This is a genomic window from Rhizobiaceae bacterium (genome assembly GCA_023953835.1).
GTDB lineage: Bacteria > Pseudomonadota > Alphaproteobacteria > Rhizobiales > Rhizobiaceae > Mesorhizobium_G.
This window is the reverse complement of record JAMLJB010000002.1, coordinates 1-19,156: the sequence shown is the minus strand read 5'-3', so window position 1 is coordinate 19,156 and position 19,156 is coordinate 1. Positions and strand designations below refer to the sequence as shown.

Below are 19,156 nucleotides of genomic sequence, written 5' to 3'. Positions count from 1 at the left end.
GGCTTTTAGAGCGGCTTGAGCCCGAGCATGGCGCGCGCCTCGTCTGGCGTCGCCATGGAGCCGCCGAGGTTTTCCACGATCATCACCGCCTTTTCGACCAGCTCCGCATTGTCGCGCGTCAATACGCCGGGGCGGATCTGGACGTTGTCTTCCATGCCCACCCGGACATGGCCGCCAAGCAGGAAAGCCTGCGCAAGCAGCGGAAATTCCTCGCGGCCGATGGCGAAAGCCGCCCAGATGCTGTCGGGCGGCAATTGCGAAGCGAGGTAGAAGAGCGTGGCCGGATTGGCTGCCGCGCCAAAGCGGACACCGAGGACGATCTGGATCAGCGCCGGCGTCTTCAGCACGCCTTGCTTGATGAGATGTTTGGCGAGTTGCAGGTCGCCGGTGTCGAACAGTTCCAGCTCGGGCAGTACGCCGGCCGCATAGATGCGCTGCGCCATGATCTCGACGTTGCGCGGCGTGTTGATGACCACCGCGGTGCCCGAATACATCGTATTGAGGTCGAGCGTGCAGATTTCGGGTTTGAGGATCTCGACATGCGCCACCCGTTTTTCCGGCTGCGTCAGCGTGGTGCCCGGCCCGGCAAGCCGGGGCTCGTCCAGATCGGGGACGAAACGTCCGCCTTCGCCCGTCGACAGGTTGATCACGATGTCGGATCCGGCATCGCGGATACGGTCGACGATTTCCCGGAACAGCTCGACGTCCATGCTGCCGCGTTCCGTCTTCGGGTCGCGGGCATGGATGTGCGCCACGGCGGCGCCTGCCGCTCCGGCCGCAACTGCCGCCTCGGCGATCTCCTTCGGAGTCACGGGCAGGCCGGGGTGCTGGGCGCGGGTCGTGATGTTGCCGGTCACGGCACAGGTGAGGATGGTCTTTTTCATGGATGGTTTTCCTGCGCGCGCGGTTGTCAGGACCTGATGGGTTCAAAGACCGTTCTTCAGCCGCGCGCTGAAAGAACCTTTCGCTTGTAGGCGCGCCAGGTCGTCGCCCAGCGGTCGGGGTCATCGAGCGCGGTGGAATCCAATTTGTGGATGGCCTGGTTGTGAGGCGCCGAAATGACAAGCTCCGGCGTGGAATACGCCTCGTCGGAAATCCGGGCGAGGACGTCGATCCAGTAATCGATGTCTTCCTTGGAATACATCTCGCCCGCTTCCGGCGTGAACGGCTCCGGCACGATCCAGGGTTCGTGACTGAGCCAGAAGGCATCGATGCCGAAATCGACCATGCGGTTCTGGACGTCGATCACGCTGACGCCGGTCTCGCGCTGCATGGTCTCGAGGCTGTAGCGGGTCATCTCCAGGCGGCGCTTGTCGATGGTGGGGTTCGAGCGCGTCACGCCGCGAATGGCGAGCAGCCGCTTCTCCATGTAGTTGTTGGCGAGGACCGAAATATCAGACGCTTCCGCCAGTCCTTCCGCGCCCATGCTGCGCGCCCAGGCATAAGCCTTCACCACCTGCGGGACATTGCCCCAGAATTCGCGGACCCTGCCGATGCTCTGCGGGCGATCCTCGTCGAGATCGTATGCGCCGTCCTTTTCGACGACGAGCGGCGTCGGCAGGAACGGTGCGAGCGCCTCGCTGCAACCATAGGCCCCGACCGCCGGGCCGCCGCCGCCCTTGGGTGCGCCGAAGGTCTTGTGCAGCATGAACATGCAGGCGTCGAAGCCGAGTTCGCGCGCGCGCAGCTTGGTCATCACCCCGTTGAAATTGGCGTGGTCGTAGAAGCACAGCCCGCCGACGCCATGGACGATGTCGATCCATTCCTTGATGTCGGGATTGTAGATGCCCATGTCGTCGGGATTGTTGATCATCAGGCAGGCGGTGCGGTCCGATACCGCCGCCTTGAGCGCATCCACTGACGGGTAGCCGTTCTCTTCAAGCATCAGCGTAACGACCTTGAAGCCGGCGGCGGCGGCGGTCGCCGCGTTGCAGGGATGCGCCTGGATCGTGGTGATGACTTCGTTGCGGCGTTCGAGTTCGCCACGCGCGGCATGATAGGCGCGGGTGACGCAGGCATGCAGATAGGCGGCGTCGGCCCCGCCGCCAGCCTGGAAGACGAACCGGTCCATGCCGGAGAGTTCGCGCAGGATCAGGTCCAGCCCATGGATGATCTCAAGCACGCCCTGCATGGTTTCGGGATGCTGGTAGGGATGAAGGTCCGCCAGTTCCGGCCGTGCCGCCATCAACTCGTTGACGGCGGGATTGTACTTCATGGTGCAGGTGCCGAACAGGCTGATGCTGGTCATGCCGAGCGTCTGCTGCGACAGGCGCGTATAGTGGTGAAGGACTTCCGGCTCCGACAGTTCCGGCAATTCGGGAGGAGTTTGGCGGCCCATTCCGGGCGGAATCAGCGACTGCGCGTCGCCCGTGGCGCTCCGCACGGTCTCGTCGAGCGCCGGCAGCAGAACGCCGCGCCGTCCGGCCCGGCCCATCTCGGTGATGACCGGCTCGCTCCAGACCGGCGCGTGATATTTGCGTATCCCGCTCATGCGCGCACCGCCTTTCCGACCGCCGCGGCGAGCCGTTCGAGATCGGCGCGGGAATGAATTTCAGTGACGCAATAGAGCGCGCTCTGGCCGAGTTCTGGAAACTCCCGCGACAGGTTCTTGCCGCCGAAGATGCCTTCGGCGCGCAACGCCTTGTCGATGGCGTCCACCGTCTTGCCGGTGCCGTCGAAGTTGACGACGAACTCCTTGAAGAAGTGCGACGGGAAAACAATCCGGACGCCGGGAATGCCGCCGAGCAGCGATGCCGCGAAATGCGCCTGCCGCAGGATAAGTTCCCCGATATCGCGAAAACCCTGCGGCCCCATCATCGCCATGTACGCGGCGCCTGCGATCGTCCAGAGATAGGTGGAGTTGCCGGTCCAGTCCTTGCCCTTCTCGCGCATGCCGTAGGAGGTCTGATGGAACAGGGTCAGGCCGAATCCGCGTTCGCCAGGTTCGACCGTATCGGTGATGCTGACCAGGAAGGTCGGGTATTCCCTGGCGTAGCGGGCTTCGTCGCGGCTGGCGATGAAGCCGCCGCAGCCGCCGCCGCAGTTCATGGGCACGCCGAGCGGCTGGATCGAGCCGACGACGATGTCCGCGCCGTAGTCCGCCGGGCCTGCCAGGACGCCCAGCGAGATCGGGTCGACGCCGACGATGACCTCCGCGCCCGCGGCATGGGCGAGCCTGGAGATTTCCGCCGCCTGTCCGTCGATGATGCCGACATAGGAGGGCACCTCGAAATAGATTGCCGCCGCCGTATTCGCGGAAAGCTTGCGGGCGAGATCCGACAGGTCGAGCCTGCCGCTGTCCGGCTCGTAGTCGACGAGAGTCACCTTGATGTGGCTCGCCATTTCAGGTGTTTCGCAATAGTTGCGGATGACCGAAAGGCGCTCCGGGTCGATGGCCCGCACCACCAGCACCTCGCGCCGACCGTTGAGCCGCGAGGCGAGACGTATGGCGTGGCCGGCGGCGCAGCCCCAACTGTAGACAGGCATGCCCACCAGATCCATGCCGACGAGTTCGCCAAGCTGGCTGCAGAACTCGAACCATGCCTGGTTGCGGCCGTGATCCGACATGGGGGAACCGAACACCGACGTCAGCCATTCGCGCCGCCCGACGACTTCCTTGCATGCAGCCGGAACATGGTGCTGCCAGCATCCGGCGCCGAGGAAGCTGAGCGTCTCCTGGCAGCTCTCGTTCTTCGACAGGAGTTCGCCGAGATGGCGCTGCAGGGCGACTTCGCTCGAAAGCGCCTGCGGCAGCTTCAGCGGGCGGGAAAGACGATGCCCTTCCGGAATCTGTTCGAACAACTCGCCGATGCTGTCCGCTCCGACGGCGGCCAGCATCTCAGATTGGACGTCCGGCGTCGAGTTCGCCATGTAGGGATGCGCCATGGAACACCTTTCACGAGCGTGGGAGAAAGACGATATGTGTCGATGAAGCCACGGGAATGGTCGACTGACAGAAACTTTTCGCACAAACGTGCGAAACGGTCAATCGACCGGCCCTTTGCGTTTGTCCGGCGATGTCCGGTTTTCCCCCGGCTCGCCGTCCATCTGCCGTTTAAGGCGCGCCAGCGCCATCAGGCGCCGGTCGCGCCATCCGGTACGCTCGTTCCACTGGTCGAGCGGCAGGATCGCGCGCCGCTCAGCGGTGACCTTGGCGACAAGGTCTTCCGTCCACGGGTCGTTCTGGCCCCGCTCCGCACCGAGACGGGCGTAGACGCTGCCCATGCGCCCGGCGTGAACCTCGATGCCGCCGCGCGTGTTGAGATCGCTCGTTTCGAACGGACCTATGAAAGCCCAGCGCGGGCCGGGACCTTCATGCATTACACGGTCGAGGTCATCGACGGAAATCACCCCGTCGCGGACAAGACAATAAGCCTCGCGCAAGATCGCGCCCTGCAACCGGTTGAAGACGAAACCCTCGACTTCCTTGCGGATGAGGACCGGCACCATGCCGACGGCGGCGAGGAAATCGGTCACCCGGTCGACGACGTCCTTTGCGGTGAAGGGAGCCGGCACGATCTCGGCGATCTTCAGGAGATAGGGCGGGTTCCCCGGATGTACGACGAGACAGCGGGCGCGGCCGGGCAGGTGGTCGGCAAAGGCCGAGGCGGTGATGGCGGAAGATGAACTTGCAAGAACCGCATCCTGCCGCGACAGCCGGTCAAGCTCGCCAAAAAGCGCTTTCTTCAGGTCCAGGTTCTCGGGCGCGGCTTCCTGCACATAGTCGGCACCGTCGAGCGCATCCGCCAGGCCCGACACGGGCCGCACGCGCCCCGCTATCGTATCCTCGGCTTCGTCGATGAGCGAGAACTCCCGCAGTTCGGCCAGGCGCTGACGCATTTCGTCCATCGCGACCGGCAGGCGCTCCGGGTTCGCGTCATAGAGAGCGACGCTGATGCCCGATCGCGCGAAAACGATCGACCACGCCACTCCGATCGAACCCGCGCCGATGACGGCGACGTTGTGAAACGCATCTGGCGGCATATCCACTGGCAAGGCTTAACTCTTTGCTGGAGCGATGTTCCCGATGGAGGGAAGCATAAGGACAACCGGAACGCCACCGCAATAGCACACCCACAAAAATTGAACATTTGTGCGAAAAATTGTGGTGCCCGGCCGGGATCGTGATATGTCTTGCCCGACCATATGCGGGAGCCGACAAGACCAATGATTGACCTGACTGGAAAGACGGTGCTGCTGACCGGCGCATCGAAAGGCATCGGCGCCGCTACGGCGCGCATCCTCGGCGAGGCCGGCGCCAACCTGATCGCGCATTACAGTTCGGATCGCGCCGGCGCCGAGGAGGCGACCAGCGCGATTCCTGCCGAGCGCCGCCATCTGGTGCAGGGCGACCTTGCCGACCGTGACGCGGTCGACGGCATCTGGCGCGACGCGCTGGCCTGGCGCGGGCGCGTCGACGTCCTCGTCAACAACGCCGCGATTTTCCTGAACGAGGGCGGCATCGACGACCCCGACGAGGAATGGGACCGCGTCTGGGATTCCACGATGCAGGTCAATGTGATGGCCCCGGCCCGCCTGCTGCGGAGTGCCGTCCGGCACTTCCGCAAGGAGGGCGGCGGCGTCGCCATCACCATATCGAGCTGGAACGGGCAGCGCGGCAGCACCAATCCGAGGACCATTGCCTATGCCGCTTCCAAGGCGGCCATTCGCGCCGCCGTGCAGACGGTGGCCCGCGGCTACGCCAAGGAAAAGGTGCTCGCCTATATCATCGCCCCGGGCGTGGTGCGCACGCGCCTTTCCGAGCAGAGCGCCGCAACGCTCGGGGGTGAGCAGGCCGTCACATCGACGCTGGCGATGGGCGAATGGGTGCCGCCGGAAGAGATCGCCTATCTCGTCGCATTTCTCGCGACCGGGCGTGTCCGCCACATGAGCGGCGCGACCCTCGACATCAATGGCGCGAGCTACGTGCGTTAAGATGTGCGGTTCGGCCATCCGCGCCGCCGCACGAAATCAGTGCGGCAGCGAAAGCGTGATCTGGCTTGCGCTGTCCAGCAGGGCAGGCAGCACCTTTTGCAGCATGTCCTCGATCGTATAGCGAGGGCTCGGACAGCAGACATTGAGTGCGGCGATCACGGAACGCGTGCGGTCGTACACCGGAACCGAAATCGACCGCAGTCCGATCTCGTATTCCTGGTCGACGACCGCATAGCCTTTCGTCCGCGCTTCCCGGATCGCCGTCCTCAATTTGAGCTTCGAGGTCATTGTGGTTTCGGTGAACGCCTCGAACTTGATGTTTTCGAGCACGGCGTCGAGATCTTCGGGCCTCAGGCTGGCAAGCAGGACACGGCCCGACGACATGCAATAGGCTGGAGCCCGACTGCCAAGCTCGATCGAGGCGTTGATGACGCGGCGCGACTTGGCGGCTGCTATGTAGACGCTGGAATCGCCGTCCAGCACCACGCAGAAGCAGGATTCCTGGAGTTTGCCGGCGAGGTCGTTGAGCACTGGCTGCACGACCTCCGGCAGGCTCATCGAGGCAAGCGCCGAGAACCCGAGTTCCAGTATCTTCGGCTTGAGGCTGAAATACTTGCCGTCGAGTTCGGCGAAACCCTCGCGCACGAGTGTCAGCAGGAAGCGCCGCGCAGCGGCGCGATTCATGTCGGCCTGCTCTCCAACCTCGCTCAGCGTCATGCGCGGTTTCGACCGGGTGAAAGTCCGTATGACATCGAGGCCGCGCGCGAAGGAAGCAACGTAGTCGCGCGCATTCTCGTCATCGACCTGCTTGTCTGGTCCGCCCTTGGCGGATCTCTTCTTGACTTCTGCCGTCATGCTCTCCTCGCCTGCTGCACCTGGGTACCATTTTCCATCCGCGACGATGGGCAGTCCTGCCGCGCACACATATTGCCGTTCGGGAGCGCGACCACTCCATATAAGTCGCGGCCCGTGTTTGTCGATGCCGTCGCGCACGTGGTTCGCACAACGCGCGGGATTCGGCAATGCGAACTTCCTTCCGGTTTTAGCGTGATTGCCGTGTCCTCGAAAAGGACCCGCCGTCACGAAAACCGAATCAGCCGATCCGGCGGGCTACACACGTATCGCGATGCCGGAGCGACGAATGGTGACCGCGAAAGCGGGAGGCCGCCATGATCGAAAGCTCGTCCATCTTTCCAAAATTTGTAACGCAAAATGTTTTCTTTGTGAACTAACGTGCGAAAATTGACACCTTCCGGTTCCCCCGCCATAGTAGGTCATTCGATGCCCGGCTTTCGTCACAATGAGGGATCGACAAACGAACGGAGTCACGAAATGGGTTGGACTGGTCTGATCAAGACTGTCGCTGCGGCGGGACTGGCTGCGGGGCTGGCGGCTGTCGCGACGGTGTCGCCTGCGTCGGCGCAGGAGACGATAACATGGAAAGTGCAGAGCAACTGGCTTCCGGGCAACAAGCTGTATGACAGTGTGCTGGATCTCTTCAGCCGCGTCGACAAGATGAGCCAGGGCCGCCTCAAGATCGAACTGCTCCCGGCGGGCGCGGTGGTCGCGACGAACCAGACGCTCGAGGCGGTGAAAACCGGCATCCTCGACGGGCACATCTCCTACCCGACGCTGTTCGCGGGCGTCGATCCCGGCTTCGCGCCGCTCGGCGACATTCCCGGAGCCTACAGCGAGCGCTACCAGACGCTGGAGTTCATGTATTATTATGGCGGCGTGGACATGCTGCGCGAAGCCTACGGGCAGTTCGGCCTGCATCTGGTCGGCGTCGGCACCGGCTCGTGGGAAGCAATCCCGTCCAAGGTTCCGCTGGCCACGCTCGATGATTTCAAGGGCGTGAAGCTGCGTACGCCTCCCGGCCTCAGCTCGCTGATTTGGGAGCGGTTCGGCGCCGTGCCTGTCGTGATGCCGCAGACCGAGGTCTTCTCGGCGCTTGAGAAGGGCGTCATCGACGCAGCCGACGACGGTTCGTTGTCCTATAATTTCGCCGTGGGCGACTATGACGTCGCCAAATATACGCTGCTGAACAGCCCGCATTCCAACGGCGTATGGGACTTTTCGGTGAATGCGGACCGCTGGGCCGCCGTTCCGGACGACATCAAGCTCATGCTTGAGATCGGAATGCGCGACATCATGTTCCAGAACATCGTGACCGCTGCACGCGACGACGAGGCTGCATTGAAGAAGGCAGCGGAGATCGGCCTTACCGTGAACCGGCTGAGCGACGAGGACCGGGCCCGCTACCGCAAGGTCGCGCTCGAGGTATGGGACGAATGGGCGAAGAAGAGCGATTTCGCGAAGAAAGTGATCGAAGCCCACAAGGCCTACCTGACCGAGAAGGGCCTGCTCTGATCATTTGATCTCGCAATCCGCACATCCGGCCAATCGGAATTGACCGGCAAAGCGCGGTATCGGGGGTATTTCCCGATACCGCGACATGCCTGAAAACGGAGCCGATCTCCGTGACGGCCTGCATCTGAAAGCGGGAGTGTTTTCTGTCCGCTTCAAGCGCCGGGAATGTCGATTGGCGTGGGCGCGGCTGTCCGGCCATGTTACGTTTTTGCCTTGGCGCGGATTTCGATTTCACGCGGGAATTAAGAGGGACGGTCCATGATCGCACGCATCAACAAGTTCGTAGGCGTCACGCTCTCCTATGGCTACGCCATCGTCGCCGTGCTGACTTTTGCCGAAGTCTGCGCGCGCTACATCTTCAATTCACCCACGCAATGGTCGGTAGAGATCGTCATCCTGATCGCGGCCCTTCATTACATCATGGGTGGCGCTCAGGCCGCCGCCGACGAGACGCATATCCGCATCACGGCGATCTACGACAGGTTGCCGGCTTCCGCACAATATGTGCTGACGCTCTTCGAGCGGGTGCTCGTCATCGTCGTTTGCGCCATTGTCGGCTTGTGGGCCTTCTACCAGGCGCAGTTCGCGATCCAGATCGGCGAACGGAGCGGATCCAACTGGAACACGCCGTCGCCAATGATCCTCAAGGTGGTGGTTGTCATCGGTATTGTGATGATCGGCCTGCAGGCCGTCGAATATCTTATCCGCGATCTAAGGAAACACAATGAGCCCTGAAACCGTTACCCTTTTCACGCTCGGGCTCCTGTTCTTCTTCATTTTTGTCGGAATACCCCTGGCCTTCTCGACGCTGGCCACCGCCATAATCGTCGGTCTCTCGATGTTCGGCTTCAACAGCGTCCTCCTGATCGCCAGCCGTATCTACGATGCGTCGACGAACTACATACTCCTCGCTGTCCCGCTTTTCATCGTCATGGGCGTGCTCATGGAAAGGGGAGGTATCGCAGCCAAGCTGTTCACGGTTCTCCACATCTGGTCGGCCCGACTTCCGGGCGGCATGGCGGTGGGCTGCGTCTTCGCCGGCGCGATCATGGCAGCGATGGTCGGCGTCGTCGGAGCCGAGATCATCACGCTCGGTCTGGTCGCCCTGCCTTCCATGCTGGCGCGCGGGTATGACAAGCAGTTGACGCTCGGCGTCGTGTGCGCCAGCGGCTCGCTCGGGGCGATGATTCCGCCGAGCCTCGTCCTCGTCTTTTATGGGCTGATGGCTGGAGAATCCATCGCCCGCCTGTTCGCCGCGGCCTTCATTCCGGGCGTCGTGCTGGCCTTGTCCTATGCGGCCTACATTGTCATACGCTCATCGTTCCAGCCGCATCTGGCGCCCCCGCCGAGCCGGGAGGAGATGGACATGCCGTTCAGCGCCAAGCTTGCCCTCGGCAAGGACCTGGTGTTGCCGGCCCTCATCATCCTGGCCGTGCTCGGGTCGATCTATTTCGGCATCGCCGCTCCGACCGAGGCGGCAGCGATCGGCGTCGCGGGCGCGCTGGTAGCAGTCATCGTCTCGGGCAATTTCCGCTGGCGCGACATGCATGACGTGTTGAAGCAGACCGGCAAGTCGATGGGCCCGGTCATCTGGGTCTTCTTCGGCGCGAACGCACTGATAAGTGTCTATTCGCTGTCGGGCGGCGTAAACTACCTTGCCGGCCTGATCTCCGGACTGCCGCTGCCACCGCTCGGCATCCTCTTCGTGATTCTGTTCATCCTCTTCATACTCGGCATGATCATGGACTGGGTCGGCATCGCCATCCTGACCATGCCGATATTCCTGCCTGTCATCAAATCGCTCGGCTACGATCCGATCTGGTTCGGCGTGGTCTTCTGCCTCAGCATGCAGACGGCCTATCTCACACCGCCCTTCGGCTCGTCCGCCTTCTACTTGAAAAGCGTGGCGCCTCCCGATGTCTCGCTTGGCGAAATTTTCCGGTCGATCTGGCCCTTCGTCGTACTCCAGACCCTGGTGATGGGCCTTCTGATCGCGGCGCCTGAAATAGCGCTATGGCTTCCGGCCAGGCTGCACTAGGTCATGGAGACGGCCTTGGTTGCGGCACGGAAGTCATCTGAAATCTCCGTGGGCCTCGCTGCCATCGGGCGTGGCGGGCTCGAGGTAACCAGGCTCGGGCTGGGGCTCGCCCCGCTCGGCAATCACCATGCAGCGATCGCCGACGACGATGCGGTCGCGCTTGTGCGCCACGCCTACGACAGCGGTGTCCGTTATTTCGACACTGCGCCGTTCTACGGCAACGGCCTGTCGGAGGCCCGCCTCGGAGCGGCCCTGCGATGGCACGACCGGGAGAAATTCGCCCTGTCCACGAAAGTCGGCCGGTTGCTGGTGCCGGCGCCGCGCGACACGATCGACTTCACGCCTTTCGTCGACGGCCTGCCGTTCCGGATCGTCACGGACTACGGCTACGACGCCACCATGCGCTCGATCGAAGGCTCCCTGAACCGCCTCGGTCTCGAACGGATCGACATAGCCTATATCCACGACATCGACACGCTGACGCATGGAGCCGACCAGCCACGCCAGTTCTCGATTGCGATGGACGGCGCCTTTCGCGCCCTCGACCGCTTGCGCGCGGACGGAACGGTCCGGGCGATCGGCGTCGGCTGCAACGAGATCAATGTTTTCGAGGCCGTGCTCGATGTTGCCGATGTGGATTGCCTGCTGGTGCCGGGCCTCTATACGCTTCTCGACCAGCCCGCGCTTGCCGGCCTTCTGCCGCGATGCCTCAAGCGCGGTGTCGCCGTGGCGATCGGCAGCGTTTTCAACAGCGGCATTCTCGTCACCGGGACCGGAAGCGGCGCGCGCTATCGCTACGGCCCGGCATCGGCGGCCATTTTGGAGCGGGTCCAGGCGCTGGAAGCCGTGTGCCTCCGTCATGGCGTTCCCCTCGGCGCTGCCGCGCTTCAGTTCGTGCTTGCCCATCCCGCCGTTGCGACGGTCATTCCAGGCGCGCGTTCGATCGCCCAGTTCCAGATGATCATGCAGCTTTTCGGCCATTCGATACCAGCGGCGTTCTGGCATGAGTTGCGGGCGTCGCAACTGGTCGACGCGGCAGCACCTTTGCCGGGCGAAGCGGCAAGTATCCAGCCATGACCGGGGGCAGGCGATGAGATTTTCCATCGAGGCGGTCGACGCCCACACGCAGGGAGATGCATCGCGTGTGATCTTCGGCGGCGGGGTCGGCGTCCTTGCCGCGCCGGGCGCGACCATGTTCGAGAAGATGCGTTATTTCGAGACCGAGGCGGACTGGCTGCGGCGCCTGATGTTGCGCGAACCGCGCGGTTCATCCAATTTGTGCTGCAACCTGATCATGCCGCCGACCGATGCGCGTGCGGCGGCCGGCTTCATCATTCTGGAGCAGCAGGACTACTATGCCGCCATGTCCGGCACCAACACCATCGCCGTGGCGACGGTACTGCTTGAGACGGGGCAGATCGAAATGGTCGAACCCGTCACGGAGTTCTACCTGGAACCACCGGCCGGGCTTGTATTGATCCGTGCGCACTGCAAGGACGGCCGCGTGCTGCGCGTCGATTTCCAGAACGTGCCCAGTTTCGCGAGCGTGCTCGATGCGCCGCTCGACGTTGCGGGCTATGGTCGACTGACAGTGAGCGTCGCATTCGGCGGAATGGCCTATGTGCTTGCCGACGCCGAGCAACTCGGTATGTCGCTCGACCCCGGCGAAGGGCTGGCCATCCAGGCCGCCGCGGCGGCGATCTGCGAGGCGGCCAACGTCTCCATCGGCTTCAGCCATCCGGAGAACCCGGACCTGACCATGATCGAGGGACTGATCCTCTACCGAGAGGCCAGCGGGACGGGAAGGCTGCGGCAGGTGCCGGTCAACGCCGGAAGCTCCGTGGGCAGGACGCCGGCCGGGACCGGCGTTTCGGCGATGGCGGCCGTGCTCCATGCGCGCGGCGCCTGCCGCGCGGGCGACACCTTCGAGATAGACGGCATGCTCAACAATCCTTTCCACTGTCGCATCCTTGAGGAGACAAGTGTGGGGGGCGTTGCCGCCATCGTGCCTGAAATCGGCGGGCGGGCGTGGATCACCGGACACGGCCGCTACGTCCTGCAGGACGACGATCCGTTCCCGGAAGGCTTCATGGTCGCTGACCTTTGGCCGATGGCGAAACCCGGTTCGCCCGCCGCGAGGATGGCCGGGCAGCGTCGCCTTGTTTCCGGTCACCCAACCGAAAAGCCGCTGCCTTGACCCCAGGTTGCCGACGCTATTTCGGCAATACTTCCTGCGGTGGCCGCCGATTCATCTGAAAGGTCGGAATCAGCAGGCAGGCGGGAACGATCATGGCGGCAAACAGCAGCATTGTGATGAAAGTCGCGTGCAGCGCTTGCTGCAGGGCAAGCCGGATTTCTTCCGTGCTGCCGATTGCGGCACCTGTGCCGTCCAGCAGGGCCCGGATCTGCTCGGGCGATATGGTCTGCCCGTTGGTGGCGTGCGCGAGCCCATAGGCCAGCACCGCACCGAGCACTGCCGCGCCGAGCGTGCTGCCAAGATTGCGCGAGAAGACGTTGGAAGCGGTTGCACTGCCGCGCTCGGACGCGTCCACGCATTCCTGCGTGAGAATGAGGGCCCCGATATTGAGCAGGCCCATTCCGAAGCCCATGATGAGCGAGCCGATGCCGGCAAGCGCGACCTGGCTTGAGGGTGTGAGCAGGACAAAAAGGAAGGTGCCCGTCGGGATCAGGAAACTGCCGGCGATCATGACTGGCCGCAGTCCGAAGCGGCCGATCTGGCGGGAAGCGACGGTGGCGCCGGAGGGCCAGCCAAGCAGCAGCATGGTCAATGTGAAGCCCGCCACGAGCGGCGAGCGGTTGAGTACCGCCTGCACATAGATCGGCAGGAAAGTCGTCAGGCCCATGATCGCCATGCTCGCGAAACAGACCGCGAGGTTTGCAAATGCGATCGGGCGCTTGAGCCACAGGCCCGGCGCGATCATCGGGCTTTCCGCACGCCGCTCCTGCCAGATGAAGGCAACGAGCGCGATAACGCAAATGGTGACCGCAATGATGGATTGACCCGACCCGGCACCCTCCACTTCGGTCAGGGCAATCATCAGGGCGGAGATGGAGACGGCAAAAAGCGCTGCGCCGAGCACGTCGACGGACACCAGCCGCGGGCGCTTCTCTTCCTGCAGAAAAAGCAGGAACGCGGCTGTTGCGAAAAGCCCCACCGGCACGTTGATCCAGAACACCCAGGACCACGGCAGGTTGTGAATGATGAGACTGCCGAGGAGTGGACCGACGACGGCGGACAGCGCCCAGACGCTGGCCAGATAGCCCTGGACCTTGCCCCGCTGATTGCCGGGGAAGAGGTCGGCCACGATGGTCATGGCAACGGGCTGAATTGCCCCGGCCCCGACACCCTGCAGCAGTCGAAATACGATCATCGACGGCATCGACCAGGCAAAGCCGGCGAGCACCGAAGCGAACAGAAAGATCGCGATGCCGATCAGGATCATCGGCTTGCGTCCATAAATGTCCGCGAGCTTTCCGAAGATGACGGTCATTGTCGTCTGGGTCAGGAGAAACGCCGAAAAGACCCACGAATAAAGGTTGATCTGCCCGAGCTGCGCGGCAATCTGCGGCATGGCCGTCGACACGATCGTCGCCTCGATGGCGATCATCGCCATGCTTGCCATGATCGCAACGACGACAAGTCCGCGGCGCGACGTCATTTCTGTCATGGATGAGTATCGGACCAGGCGTCCGCTCGGGTGGGGGAGTGCGTCATCGTATGCCGGATCGCACTAATCCAATGATCCTGTCGGTCAAGTCGGATTTGACATGTGTCCGCTGGCGCAGGTGACAAATCGACGTTCGGCGGCATCGCGTGGCGGTCAGTACGATCTCGGCAGGCCGAGCACATGTTCGGCGACATAGGAGAGGATCAGGTTTGTCGAGATCGGTGCCACCTGGTAGAGGCGGGTCTCGCGGAACTTGCGCTCCACGTCGTATTCGGCGGCAAAGCCGAAACCGCCATGGAACTGGAGGCAGGCATTGGCGGCTTCCCACGAGGCCTTCGCTGCCAGGAGCTTTGCCATGTTGGCCTCGGTGCCGCAGGGAAGCCCCGCATCGTAGAGCCGACAGGCTTCCGAGCGCATGAGGTTTGCCGCCTCGACCTCGATGAAGCTTTCCGCGATCGGGAACTGGACGCCCTGGTTCTGTCCGATGGGACGACCGAACACCTTTCTTTCCTTGGCATAGGCGGTGATCCTGTCGATGAACCAGTAGCCGTCGCCGATGCATTCGGCGGCGATCAGGGTTCGCTCCGCATTCAGTCCGGTCAGGATATATTTGAAACCCTGGCCTTCTTCCCCGATCAGGTTCTCGGACGGAATTTCGAGATTGTCGAAAAACAGCTCGTTGGTCTCGTGGTTGACCATGTTGCGGATCGGCTGGACGGTCATCCCGTTGCCGAGCGCCTCCTTGAGGTCGACGATAAAGATGGACAGTCCCTCGGACCTTTTGCGGACCTGCTCGGCGGGCGTGGTACGCGCCAGCAGGATCATCAGGTCGGAATGCTGTATGCGGGAAATCCAGACCTTCTGGCCGTTGACGACATAGCGGTCGCTTTTCCTGACCGCCGTGGTCCTGATGCTGGTCGTGTCCGTGCCGGTGGTCGGCTCGGTCACGCCCATTGATTGAAGACGCAGTTCGCCGGTTGCGATTTTCGGGAGATATTTCCGCCGCTGCTCCTCCGAGCCGTGCCGGATCAGCGTGTTCATGTTGTACATCTGGCCGTGGCACGCGCCGGAATTGCCGCCCGAGCGGTTTATCTCTTCCATGATGACGGACGCTTCCGTGAGCCCGAGTCCCGCGCCGCCATATTCTTCGGGGATCAGCGCCGCCAGCCATCCGGCATTGGTCAGCGCGGCGACAAATTCTTCGGGATAGGCCCGGGCCTCGTCGACCTTGCGGTGATATTCGGCGGGAAATTCGGCGCACAACGCGCGGATCGCATCGCGAATCTCGACAAAGTCCTGGCCGCGTATGGTCTGCATCGAAGCATCTCCTGGAGAACCGCCATCTGCCGGAAGCGCAAAGGCGCAGTCCTATGCGGCGCTCGCCCTGTCACGCAGAAGCCGACGGACGACCTTGCCGTTTGAATTGATCGGCAGCGACGTCACGAAATCGATGCGCTTCGGCTTCTTGTAGCTGGTCAGGTGCTTTCTGCAAAAATCGATCAGCTCGGCTTCCGTGGCATGCTTGTTGCGCTTGAGCACCACGAATGCGGTGACCTGCTCTCCCCATTCGCGGTCGGGCACCCCGACCACGGCGCATTGGTGGACGCTGTCATGGGCGAGCAGCACGGCCTCGACCTCATGCGGGGAGACGTTGTAGCCACCCGTGACGATAATCTCCTTGCTCCTGCCGGCAAGGTACAGGATGCCGTTGTCACCCCGAAGGCCGAGGTCGCCCGTCCAGAAGAAGCCGGTCCGCATGGCCTGCGACGTCGCCTCGGGGTTGCGCCAATATTCGAGAAAAACCATCGGGCCGCGCACGGCGATCTCGCCCACATCGCCGTCAGGCACGGGTTGACCGTCCTCGTTCAGAAGCGCGATTTCCGCCATGGTCACGTCCCGCCCCAGCGGCTGGTGCCAGTTCATGCCGTCCATCACCGCATAGCGGTGGTCCTGCTGTTGCAGGGTGGAGACGATCGGGGCCTCGTTCAGCCCATAGCCCTGAATCAGTTTCGGCCCCATCAGCGCGGTGGCCTCGCGCAGCGTGACGCCATCGATGGGCGCTCCGCCATAGCTGACGGCGCGCAGGGTCTCGCGCTTGAGCGCGTCCGCCTTCGGATTGTCGAGAAGCCGCCTGAGGCCGGTGGGCACGAGTTGCAGCACGGTGCAGCGGTTCGTCTCGATGAGGTGGAGAATGTGGTCCGGGTCGAACTTGTCCACGACCTCGATCGTCGATCCCCGGATCAGGGAAGGCAATATCCACAATCCGGCGGCGTGGACGAACGGGCTGGTGCCGACATAGATGTCGTCCGCCTGCATGTTGCAGCGGTCGAGCAGCATGCAATAGGCCGTGGTCAGCCAGTTGCGATGCGTGAGATAGACGCCCTTGGGCGAGCCGGTCGTGCCGGAGGTGAAGCGGATGATCCTGCCGTCCACGGCGTCATCCACCTCCACGCAGATGTGTTCTGCCGATCCAGCGGCCACTGCGCCTTCGTATGAGTTCTCTCCTTCGCTTCCCACCAGCAGGACCGGCAGTTTCAGCTTGTCGATCACCGACTGGAGGCGCTCGTGAAGCGTCACGTTCGTGATGAGCAGGCACGCGTCCGCCGCCGCCGCCAGACCCGCGATCTCGTTCTCATGCAGGTGCGGACTGATGGGCACGCTGACGGCGCCGGTCTTGGCGATGCCGAAATCCGCCTCGATCCATTCCGTGCTGTTCGGCAGGATCAGGATAACCCGGTCCCTGAGCTTCACACCCCGGTCGATCAACGCGTGCGCAAGACGGTTCGTGCGCTCTTCAAGGAGGAGAAACGACGTCGATCTTCCCCCTTCGGCGATGGCCGTTCGATCACCGAAAGAACGCGCCGCGCGTTCGACATACAGCCCGACATTCATATACGCGATACTCCGTAGCGGAGGGTAGTTTCCAGTTCGGTCGCGAGAATACCCCGATCCCCGAAGGCGGAAAAAGATTCAAAAGGAGATGCGCGAAATGCTGCAATGATATGGATAGAGCCTCAGGGCTGCGCGAGGATGTCGGATATGGTGCGGTTCGGCGCTTCGGACACATGACGGATCAGGGGATCGCCCGCAACCTGCGGAAACAGGTCCGAGACCAGCGGATCGTGGCCCGGTATGAGATGGTCCGGGCTTTCCGCAAGTTCGAGCACCTTCTGGTGGCCCTCAAGCACTGCAGATACGTCCGCGAAGATCGGAAATGGCCGCTCCAGCGCGATATTGGCATAGAAATGCGCGGCATCCGCCGCGAGGCATAGCCTGCCGCGCCGGGTCGTGACTGTGACCGACTGGAGGCCCCGGCTGTGGCCCGGCACATGATGCACGGCAATGCCGGGCGCGATGGTTTCGGTGCCGCTGACGAACTTCACCCGACCGGCGAAATTATGCGCAACCATCTCCTGTATATCGGAAAGCTCGAAAGGCGCGCGCATCGACTTGAAGCGCATCGTGCGGCCCGTGGCGAAGCGCATTTCCTCGTCCTGAAGAACGAATCGTGCCTTCGGAAAGCGATCGAGATTGCCTGCATGGTCGTAGTGCAGATGCGTTACGATGACCGTTTCCACATTGGCGGCATCGATGCCGAGCGCCTTCAATCCTTCCGTCGGGCACCTGATGAAGTCGCGCTTGCGAGCAACCGCGCGCTTTGCGTCGAAGCCGGTATCCACCACGACCACGCGTGCCTCGTTGCGGATGACCCAGATGTAGTAGTTTATCGGGGCAGGGCCGTCATGCGGGTCGTCGCCGAAGAAATATTCCCGCGACGACCTGACGGATGCCGCATACTGGATGGCAAAAACATCATAGTGTTCAAGAGGCATGAAACCATCCGCGTCCTATGCGTCGACCCCGTTGCCGGCATCTTCGATATAGCGAAATATCTCCGTATGGTCGGCCCCCTTGTCGAGCTTGGCGGCGGCCTCCTTCCACAACTGTCTGGCCGCATCGAGTCCGGGCAGCGAGAGGCCGAGGCGGTCGGCCAGGTCGGCGGCGGTCTCGACATCCTTCGTCATGAGATCGAGCGCGAAGCCGGCTTTCCGAAATTCTCCTGACAGGACAAAAGGCTTTATCTTGATTTCGGTCGAATGGTTGCGGCCGGTCGATGCGTTGATCACGTCGATCATCAGGGCCGGATCGAGTCCGAAGGACTTCGCAACCACCACGGCTTCGCAGGCGGCGGCCAGACCCGCTGCGGAGACATAGTTGTTGAGCGCCTTGATGGCGTGGCCGGAGCCGAGCGCGCCCGTGCGGAAGGTTTTTCCCATCGCCTCGAGAACGGGCGTCGCCCTTTGACAAGCGGCCTCGTCGTCGCCTCCGACCATGATGCTCAGCGTGCCGTCCACGGCCTTCCTGATGCCGCCCGAAACCGGCGCGTCGACAAGCGCGATGCCATTTTCCTTGAGCGTCGCGCCAAGCGTGCGTGTCGCCATCGGGTTCGAAGAACTCATGTCGATGATGAGCCCGCCTGTGCCGAGCCCGTCAACCAGTCCTTCCCGGCCTTCGCTTCCCAGACAGACCTGCTCGACGATCTTAGAGTTGGGCAGCATCAGGATGACGATTCCGGCGTCCTGCCCGAGACGGGAAAGCGATGCGGCCGCCTCGCCTCCGGTTTCAGCGGCGAGCTGGTCCGAAATACTGCGATCGACATCATACAGCCGGAGCTTGTAGCCCGCTTTGGCAAGGCAGCGGACCATGGGAGCGCCCATCCTGCCCAGGCCGACGAAAGCGACGGTATCGTCCCCGGCGGCGGCGCTGCGATCGTTACTTGGCATCCAGCTCGTCCAGAATTTCACGCGCGATGCGGAAACTGTCGACCATGGCCGGGACCCCGCAATAGATTCCGACCTGAAGGAGGATTTCCTTTATTTCGGCCCTTGTCAGCCCGTTGTTGACCGCACCGCGCACATGGGCGGCGAGTTCGTGCGGACGATTGAGCGCGCTGATCATGGCGAGATTGATGGTGGAGCGCGTTTTCCGGTCAAGCCCCTCGCGGCCCCAGACCTCGCCCCAGCAATAGGTCGTGACGAGTTCCTGCAGGTCGCGGGTGAAATCATCCGCCTGTGAGAGAGCCTTGTCCACATAGGCGTCGCCGAGCGTGGCGCGTCGGATCTTG

General features: G+C 62.9%; 17 protein-coding genes. 6 read left to right on the top strand and 11 right to left on the bottom strand.

The features are described 5' to 3' along the window. Positions 1 to 5: 5 nt before the first annotated feature. The 4 genes from M9924_17900 to M9924_17885 all read right to left on the bottom strand — a co-directional run bounded on the left by M9924_17900 (position 6) and on the right by M9924_17885 (position 4,989). Positions 6 to 884, bottom strand: coding sequence for a 3-keto-5-aminohexanoate cleavage protein (locus M9924_17900; protein ID MCO5066271.1), 879 nt, complete (start codon positions 882 to 884; stop codon positions 6 to 8). A gap of 56 nt (positions 885 to 940) precedes the next feature. Beyond that, the gene (gcvPB, locus tag M9924_17895; GenBank protein MCO5066270.1) at positions 941 to 2,491 is read right to left on the bottom strand and encodes an aminomethyl-transferring glycine dehydrogenase subunit GcvPB; all 1,551 of its coding nucleotides are present in this window, start codon (positions 2,489 to 2,491) and stop codon (positions 941 to 943) included. Further along, positions 2,488 to 3,885: an aminomethyl-transferring glycine dehydrogenase subunit GcvPA gene (gene gcvPA / locus M9924_17890; GenBank protein ID MCO5066269.1), complete on the bottom strand. Its 1,398-nt coding sequence runs from the start codon at positions 3,883 to 3,885 to the stop codon at positions 2,488 to 2,490. The genes gcvPB and gcvPA overlap by 4 nt, the downstream gene beginning before the upstream one ends. A gap of 99 nt (positions 3,886 to 3,984) precedes the next feature. Beyond that, on the bottom strand, positions 3,985 to 4,989 hold the full coding sequence (locus M9924_17885; protein MCO5066268.1) for a 3-hydroxyacyl-CoA dehydrogenase: 1,005 nt from the start codon (positions 4,987 to 4,989) through the stop codon (positions 3,985 to 3,987). Positions 4,990 to 5,166: 177 nt separating this feature from the next. Between M9924_17885 and M9924_17880 the strand changes: the two genes are divergently transcribed. Continuing rightward, the gene (locus M9924_17880; GenBank protein MCO5066267.1) at positions 5,167 to 5,934 is read left to right on the top strand and encodes an SDR family oxidoreductase; all 768 of its coding nucleotides are present in this window, start codon (positions 5,167 to 5,169) and stop codon (positions 5,932 to 5,934) included. 36 nt (positions 5,935 to 5,970) lie between these two features. On the opposite strand, the gene M9924_17875 is transcribed toward M9924_17880, so the two are convergent. Continuing rightward, positions 5,971 to 6,789 (bottom strand): helix-turn-helix domain-containing protein, encoded by an 819-nt coding sequence (locus M9924_17875; protein MCO5066266.1) that lies wholly within the window; start codon positions 6,787 to 6,789, stop codon positions 5,971 to 5,973. A 477-nt stretch (positions 6,790 to 7,266) separates the two neighbouring features. Here M9924_17875 and dctP point away from each other — a divergent pair, with 477 nt between their 5' ends. The 5 genes from dctP (at position 7,267) to M9924_17850 (ending at position 12,539) form a co-directional block, all read left to right on the top strand. Then, on the top strand, positions 7,267 to 8,304 hold the full coding sequence (dctP, locus tag M9924_17870; protein MCO5066265.1) for a TRAP transporter substrate-binding protein DctP: 1,038 nt from the start codon (positions 7,267 to 7,269) through the stop codon (positions 8,302 to 8,304). A 258-nt stretch (positions 8,305 to 8,562) separates the two neighbouring features. After that, positions 8,563 to 9,039: a TRAP transporter small permease gene (locus M9924_17865; protein MCO5066264.1), complete on the top strand. Its 477-nt coding sequence runs from the start codon at positions 8,563 to 8,565 to the stop codon at positions 9,037 to 9,039. Next, on the top strand, positions 9,029 to 10,342 hold the full coding sequence (locus M9924_17860; protein ID MCO5066263.1) for a TRAP transporter large permease subunit: 1,314 nt from the start codon (positions 9,029 to 9,031) through the stop codon (positions 10,340 to 10,342). Before M9924_17865 ends, M9924_17860 begins: the two co-directional genes overlap by 11 nt. Positions 10,343 to 10,357: 15 nt before the next feature. Beyond that, positions 10,358 to 11,419 (top strand): aldo/keto reductase, encoded by a 1,062-nt coding sequence (locus M9924_17855; GenBank protein MCO5066262.1) that lies wholly within the window; start codon positions 10,358 to 10,360, stop codon positions 11,417 to 11,419. A gap of 13 nt (positions 11,420 to 11,432) precedes the next feature. Then, the gene (locus tag M9924_17850; GenBank protein ID MCO5066261.1) at positions 11,433 to 12,539 is read left to right on the top strand and encodes a proline racemase family protein; all 1,107 of its coding nucleotides are present in this window, start codon (positions 11,433 to 11,435) and stop codon (positions 12,537 to 12,539) included. Positions 12,540 to 12,555: 16 nt separating this feature from the next. Here M9924_17850 and M9924_17845 read toward each other — a convergent pair whose 3' ends face one another. The 6 genes from M9924_17845 to M9924_17820 all read right to left on the bottom strand — a co-directional run. Beyond that, positions 12,556 to 14,031, bottom strand: a complete 1,476-nt coding sequence (locus M9924_17845) for an MFS transporter (GenBank protein MCO5066260.1) — start codon at positions 14,029 to 14,031, stop codon at positions 12,556 to 12,558. A gap of 153 nt (positions 14,032 to 14,184) precedes the next feature. Then, complete coding sequence (locus M9924_17840; GenBank protein ID MCO5066259.1) at positions 14,185 to 15,348, bottom strand: acyl-CoA/acyl-ACP dehydrogenase; 1,164 nt, start codon at positions 15,346 to 15,348, stop codon at positions 14,185 to 14,187. Positions 15,349 to 15,399: 51 nt separating this feature from the next. Next, entirely contained in the window at positions 15,400 to 16,923 is a 1,524-nt protein-coding gene (locus tag M9924_17835; GenBank protein MCO5066258.1) for an AMP-binding protein, read from the bottom strand. Between the two features lie 122 nt (positions 16,924 to 17,045). Further along, positions 17,046 to 17,864 (bottom strand): N-acyl homoserine lactonase family protein, encoded by an 819-nt coding sequence (locus M9924_17830; GenBank protein MCO5066257.1) that lies wholly within the window; start codon positions 17,862 to 17,864, stop codon positions 17,046 to 17,048. Positions 17,865 to 17,879: 15 nt separating this feature from the next. Next, a complete protein-coding gene (locus M9924_17825) occupies positions 17,880 to 18,815 on the bottom strand; it encodes an NAD(P)-dependent oxidoreductase (GenBank protein MCO5066256.1) in 936 nt (311 codons plus the stop codon). Further along, the coding region (locus M9924_17820) for a carboxymuconolactone decarboxylase family protein (GenBank protein ID MCO5066255.1) at positions 18,805 to 19,156 on the bottom strand (352 nt) is incomplete at its 5' end. The genes M9924_17820 and M9924_17825, both read right to left, overlap by 11 nt.